Below are 244 nucleotides of genomic sequence, written 5' to 3'. Positions count from 1 at the left end.
TTATTTTCCCAAAAGAGATCAATCTAAAATCTTCTGATAGCACTTATCTTACTGATAAACTCAGCCTCGAGTTACAACCAAATGACGTCAAAGAATTGACCTTTTCTCAAACTTTTATTTTCAATGAGTCTTGGTGGAATGATGAATTAAAAGCAATTCAAAAAACCAACATTAAAACAGTTTTAAATGCGCGGAAAGCAAAAAAAAACACCCAACTAAAATCGTTAATTGAAAATAGAAAAAC

The 244-nt window shown here is 30.3% G+C and carries 1 pseudogene; it reads left to right on the top strand.

Annotated features, from left to right (window positions below):
• Positions 1–244: pseudogene (locus tag ACEWL1_RS12180) on the top strand (hypothetical protein); the annotation flags it as partial.

The organism is Polaribacter gochangensis (genome assembly GCF_046224025.1).
GTDB classification, from domain to species: domain Bacteria; phylum Bacteroidota; class Bacteroidia; order Flavobacteriales; family Flavobacteriaceae; genus Polaribacter; species Polaribacter gochangensis.
Note: the sequence above shows the minus strand (reverse complement) of the source record. Positions and strands in the feature narration are given on the sequence as shown.